Origin of the sequence: Stenotrophomonas sp., from assembly GCF_050737075.1 — a bacterium.
In the GTDB taxonomy this organism is placed as follows: domain Bacteria; phylum Pseudomonadota; class Gammaproteobacteria; order Xanthomonadales; family Xanthomonadaceae; genus Stenotrophomonas.
Window position 1 is genome coordinate 1 of sequence record NZ_JBOHXV010000157.1, and the last position, 5,250, is coordinate 5,250.

The window sequence follows — 5,250 nt, forward strand, 5'->3', positions numbered from 1 at the left end:
GCGCTGGTCAAGCTCGATGCCGATGAGGCCAAGCTCAAGAAATCTGTTGACGCCGGCACGCTCTCGCGCGAGGCGTACAACCGCGCAATGGTGGGCATCAGCAGCCAGCGCACCCACTGGAAAGAGGTGAGCGACGGGGTCGACCAGGCCGATCGCAAGATGCGCAACCTGAGCCTGTCCGCGCGCGAGGTCCGGACCAGCCTGGCCGGTGTCGGTGCCAATCTGCTGCAGGGCAACCTGTCTGGAGCCAGTAGCTCACTGCTCAACCTGGGAACGCGGGGCACCGCCGGCCTGGGCGCCTATGGGATCGCCTTGGGCGGCGTGGTGGCCACCCTGGGCCTGTTCTCCGTGGCTGCATGGAAGAGCTACCAGGAGAACCGCCAGCTGGAGCTGTCGTTGATCGCCACGGGCAATGCCGGCGGCGTGTATGCAGGGCGCTTGGCCGAGATCCGCAATGCCACGGCCGAGGCCACTGGCGAGTATGGCAACGCGCAAAAGGCCGTCCTGGCGCTTAGTAACTCCGGAAAGATCGCAAGCGACAGCCTCCAGACAGCGACCTCAGCAGCCCTGAACCTGTCTGAGCTGACCGGCGAAAGCATCGAGCAGACGACGGCCAAGATCATTGCCCTGGCCAAGGCCCCCAGCGCACAGTTGCAGGAGCTCAATCAGCAGTACAACTTCCTCACCCTGGAGGTGTATGAGCACGTCCGGGCGCTGGAAGATCAGGGCCGACAGACCGATGCTGCGCGCGCCGCGATCGACGCTTTCGCCGAGGTCCACGCACGCCGTGTCGCCGAAGCTCGGGCCACTGCCGGCATGCTGGAGCGCGCATGGATCGGGGTCAAATCAGCGGTGCTCGGCGCTTGGCAAGTGATCAAGGACGTCGGGCGTGATGATGTAGATGCCCGGCTTAGGCGCGCGAAGGAAGACCTGCAGTTCTTCCAGACCTTGTCAGACAGCCCTATCCCTGGCGACAAAGGGCGCGCGGCCGACGGTCTCCGCAACACCAATGCGCTGATCGCCTCACTTGAATCCGAGCGCTCGGCGCTGGAAGCCCGTACCGCTGCCGACAAGAAGAACCAGGACGTGCAGAACGCCGGCATCTCGGCATCGAAGGCCATCCAGGACCAGCTCGACGCGGGGGCGCCCAAGGCCGAGAAGTACGGCAAGGCGCTGGATGATCTGAACAAGAAGTTCCGTGCATTGCGTGACGCGGCCGCAGCTGGCGACAGCGATAGCCCGCTGCTGACGGACGTGCTGTTCAAAGCCGATGGGAATATCAGTGGCGGCGCCTACGACAAGGCCAAGAAGGCGCTCCAGGAGCAGTACAAGGAAACCAAGAAGAAGACTCCGAAGACGGACACTCAGAAGGCCGAAGAAGCCGGCCGCCGGGAGCTGGACAACCTGCAAAAGCAGGTGTCGTTGCTGGGTGACCTGGAAGATGGCCAGGCCAAGGCCGGCGAGGCGGCGCGGATCCGCTACGAGATCGAGGAAGGTGCCTATAAGAACGCCAGTGAAGCGCTGAAAAGCGAGTTGGTGGACTATGCCCAGCTGCTCGACGGCGAGCGCCAGCGTATCGACATGGCCAAGAAGTTGGTCGACGTGCGCCTACAGTTGGCGCAGCTGCAGGGCACAGGCCAGGACGTTGAGGTGGCCAAGACCACCAAGGAACTGACGCGCCTGCAGCAGCAGCTGGAGAACATCGGCAAGACCGGCGAAGCCGCAGATGTCGGAAAACTGCTTAATCTCACCCAGGCAAATGCCGATCTTAGGAGGTTGCAGGAGACCTACAATCGGACGATGGGACAGATCTCGCTGGAGCAGCAGCGGATCCAGGTCGAGCTGCAGGCCGGCCTTACCACTGAATCCGACGCTCAACAGCGCATCGTCAACCTGTACCGCGACAAGCTCGGCACCCTGCGCGAGCTGGTGCCGCAGATGCGTGCTGCAGCTATAGCGCTTGGCGACCCACAGGCGCTCGCCAATGTCGAGCAGATCGAGCTCAAGTTGCGGGAGATGGAGCAGACTACGAACCTGCTCCAACAGTCCATCCGAAGCACATTGGAAGGCGCATTCACCAACCTGTTCACCTCGCTGGTGATGCAGACCGATTCGCTGGGGGAGTCGGTCCGCAATTTCTTCTCTGATCTGGCCCAAGGCATTGCCGAGTTTGCTGCAGCACAGTTGGCCCAAGCAGCAGCCATGAAAATCATGAGCTTGATTCCCGGTGGAACGGGCGATGTATCAGACGGTTCCGAAAAACTGGCCTCTGCCGCATTGGTGACAGCCGCTGCGGGAGCAGCAATTTCAGTAGGTGCCACCAAGCTAGAGTCCTCATCCACGGATTTGGCTACGTCGGGCATTTCCTTGGTGATCGGCGCTCAAGCCGTCTCCAGCGCGGCGGATAAGATGCAGGCGGCAGCTACGGCGATGCTGGTCGCCAATGCTGCTGGCGGTTTCGCTTCCGGCGGCTACACCGGTCCTGGCGGCAAATACCAGCCCGCCGGCATCGTCCATGCCGGCGAGTTCGTGCATCGCCAGGAAGTGGTACGCCAGCCAGGCGCAATGGCGTTCCTGTCCGCGTTCAACCGGGTGGGCATGGCGGCGATCGATGGCTGGCGAAACGGCTATGCCAACGGCGGGCCGGTGGTGGCGCCAGTCGTCAGCGCCGCGCCGTCCTATTCGATGGCCAGCCCCTCGCGGGCGCCGGCCGCCCAGCTTGGACTGCGCATGGTCAACGTGGTCGACCCGGCCCTGGTTGAGCACTACCTGGACGATCCGAACAGCGATCGTACCTTCGTCAACAAGATCGACCGCAATGCGGCGGCGATTCGCAAGCTCCTGGAGTTCTGAACATGGCATGGAAAACCGGTACCGCCTCCAACCACCGCGACTTGCTGCAGCAGCTTCGTGACTTCCTCACGGCAGATGCGGCGCTCGTTGCCGCTGGCCAACAGTGGGCCGTGGTGGGGGGCGTGGCCAGCGGTGCGATCGCCGCCAATGATTTCGTGTCGCTGAAGGGGCGGGGCCTTGCCGGGGCCGACGAGATCTTCGTCTCGCTGCAGGCTTACACGGTGGCGTCGAGCAACTACTACAACTTGGCCCTGCGGGGGCACACCGCCTATAACCCGGCTGCGCCTTCACTGGACCCCGCTGGCGCCAACAGCAAGTACGTTGCTCTTCTGGCCGTGAACTCGCCGTTCGCCTACTGGTTCATCGCCAACGGTCGATGCTTCAAAGTCATTACCCGCATCAATGGCCGATACGACGCGCTGTACGCAGGCTTCATCCTCCCCGAGCACCTGCCGGAGGACTGGTCCTATCCGCTCTTCATCGGCGCAGCCGGGCTGTCGCGCGACCTGTTGGCGTCCTTGGATACCTACCAGCATTCGAACTTCTGGAACCCCGTCTCCAATTTCGACGTCAACACGGGCGACTCCCAGGCGTTCCTGTTCTCACCGATGCAGGCATGGGTGCCACTGCGAAATACGTGGTCCAGCAGCTTGACCACCACGGGCAGGATGACGTTCCCCTGGACAAGTGTCGTCAACGCCAATCACCGCAGGCTGCTTGACGGATCCGCATGGCTTCAGCGCGGCCAGCTGGCGGCGGTGGCTTACAGCTCGGGCAGCCCCGACCTTGGCATCCCCTACGACCAGGTGCCCGAAGGTGGGCAGTTCTACGGCAGCTTCGATGGGGTGTTCTACACACCCTCGCTCGGGGCATCAGCCGAACAAGTTGTCACTGCCGGCGGCACCGACCACGTCCTTGTTCCCAACGTCTTCCGCACCGGCGATGGACAGTTCGCCGCCTTTGCGCTGGAGTAAAAAATGGCCTACGCCGAACACATCAACGTCCTCAATCTTCAGACCCTGATCGACCTGGTCACGGCCTTCTGCGCTGCAAATGGTTGGACCGTGGAGCGCAACAACCTGGTGTCTACCAATCGCTCCGCTACGCTCCGGATCCCCGGGGTTTCTGATTATGTGCACCTGTTCAACAATGATCAGATCAACCTTCGAAGCCGTGTTTCAGTGGGTTACTCGGCAGCTGCTGCTCCCAACCTGCAGCCCAATGTTTCGCCCGCTGATGGGCTCAGCAACGTCCAGGCCGGGCCCTACCCGAGGGTAAAGTTGTTCGCCAACGGAAATGCTGTCCACGTAGCTATCTCAACGGCCATTGCAGGCCAGTACCGTCACCATGCGTTCGGCGTGCTCGATAAGGCGGGCGATTACGTTGGTGGTACCTACGCAGACGGTACCTACTGGGCAGGCCTGACCGGCAGCTACAGTGGGTACGTCACACCGAATGCCCCCAACGTGGTCCTGTTCGGGTTCAACTACGACGTGGCGGGCTGTGGCCACGTGCGCGCCGACTCCGTAGAGGACGGGCGCAGCAACAGCTTCCATCGCATCAGCAACTACTACTCCGGCTCCCTTTTGCCCGAAGGGACGGCTTGCACCGGTGTCGGGACGATGGGGCAGGCAAATACCTCGACCACAAGTTCCGACACCTTATGGCTTGGCCGCGTATTGGGCGGCGCAGACCAGAACACGTTCTCCGGCCGCAGCGTGTTCCACCCCGTGACGTTTTCGGTGCGGCGCGCTGGCACCGCAGCATATCTTTCGCCGATCGGCACCGTGATTGGCACCCGCGCTTGCTCTCTGGCCAAGCTGGAGCCGGAGCAGGAGGTCACGATTGGCGAAGAGACTTGGGTTGTGTTCCCGTGGCTAGATAAGCGCCCGATGAGTACCGCTGGGAATGCACCGCCGGCGTCAGGAAACTATGGTTGGGCAGTGCGGAAGACGTCATGACCACCATCTTGGCGGGGGCGCTCAGTGCCCAAGGATTCTGGCAGAGCGCGAATCTGGACTTGCCGCGTACGCGAATTCCGGTTTCGGCGTTTCGAGGCGCGCTGGCGCAGCCCACCTTGCTGGCTGGTCCAGCGGTCGAGGGCACGATCAGCGTGCCGCCTGAGCGCAATGAAGGGTTGGCGATGCGGACCTCGCTCAACGATTGGTACTACCGGCTGCACGTCATCCCGATTCGCATTGATTTGGGCAACCTGGTGACCAACCAGGTACGCCTGGTCAAGATCTGGAGCGCGTATTTCCAGCCGCAACACCTGGAATCGGTGGTCATGGAGAACGGTGAAGGCATCGACCTCACCGGGCCGGGCGCACCGCCCTTGGAATTCGGTCCCTTGCAGATGCGGGGCTGGCAGTTGGCAGTGGGGACCGAAGGCCCACC

4 protein-coding genes are annotated in these 5,250 nt (G+C 62.6%); all 4 read left to right on the forward strand.

Features of this window, described 5'->3' with window-relative positions; all coding sequences use genetic code 11:
- Positions 1–2,853: phage tail length tape measure family protein (locus ACREPD_RS21595; protein ID WP_431601194.1), on the forward strand; the 2,853-nt coding region annotated here is incomplete at its 5' end.
- Positions 2,854–2,855: 2 nt separating this feature from the next.
- Positions 2,856–3,827 (forward strand): hypothetical protein, encoded by a 972-nt coding sequence (locus tag ACREPD_RS21600; RefSeq protein ID WP_431601195.1) that lies wholly within the window; start codon positions 2,856–2,858, stop codon positions 3,825–3,827.
- A gap of 3 nt (positions 3,828–3,830) precedes the next feature.
- Positions 3,831–4,814 carry a hypothetical protein gene (locus ACREPD_RS21605; RefSeq protein ID WP_431601196.1) on the forward strand — a complete coding sequence of 328 codons (984 nt, stop codon included), beginning with the start codon at positions 3,831–3,833 and terminating at the stop codon, positions 4,812–4,814.
- The coding region (locus ACREPD_RS21610) for a hypothetical protein (RefSeq protein WP_431601197.1) at positions 4,811–5,250 on the forward strand (440 nt) is incomplete at its 3' end. The genes ACREPD_RS21605 and ACREPD_RS21610, both read left to right, overlap by 4 nt.

Excerpts from the sequence above, each read along its gene's own strand:
- ACREPD_RS21600 (WP_431601195.1), top strand. The coding sequence starts at position 2,856 with ATGGCATGGAAAACCGGTACCGCCTCCAACCACCGCGACTTGCTGCAG.
- ACREPD_RS21605 (WP_431601196.1), top strand. The coding sequence starts at position 3,831 with ATGGCCTACGCCGAACACATCAACGTCCTCAATCTTCAGACCCTGATC.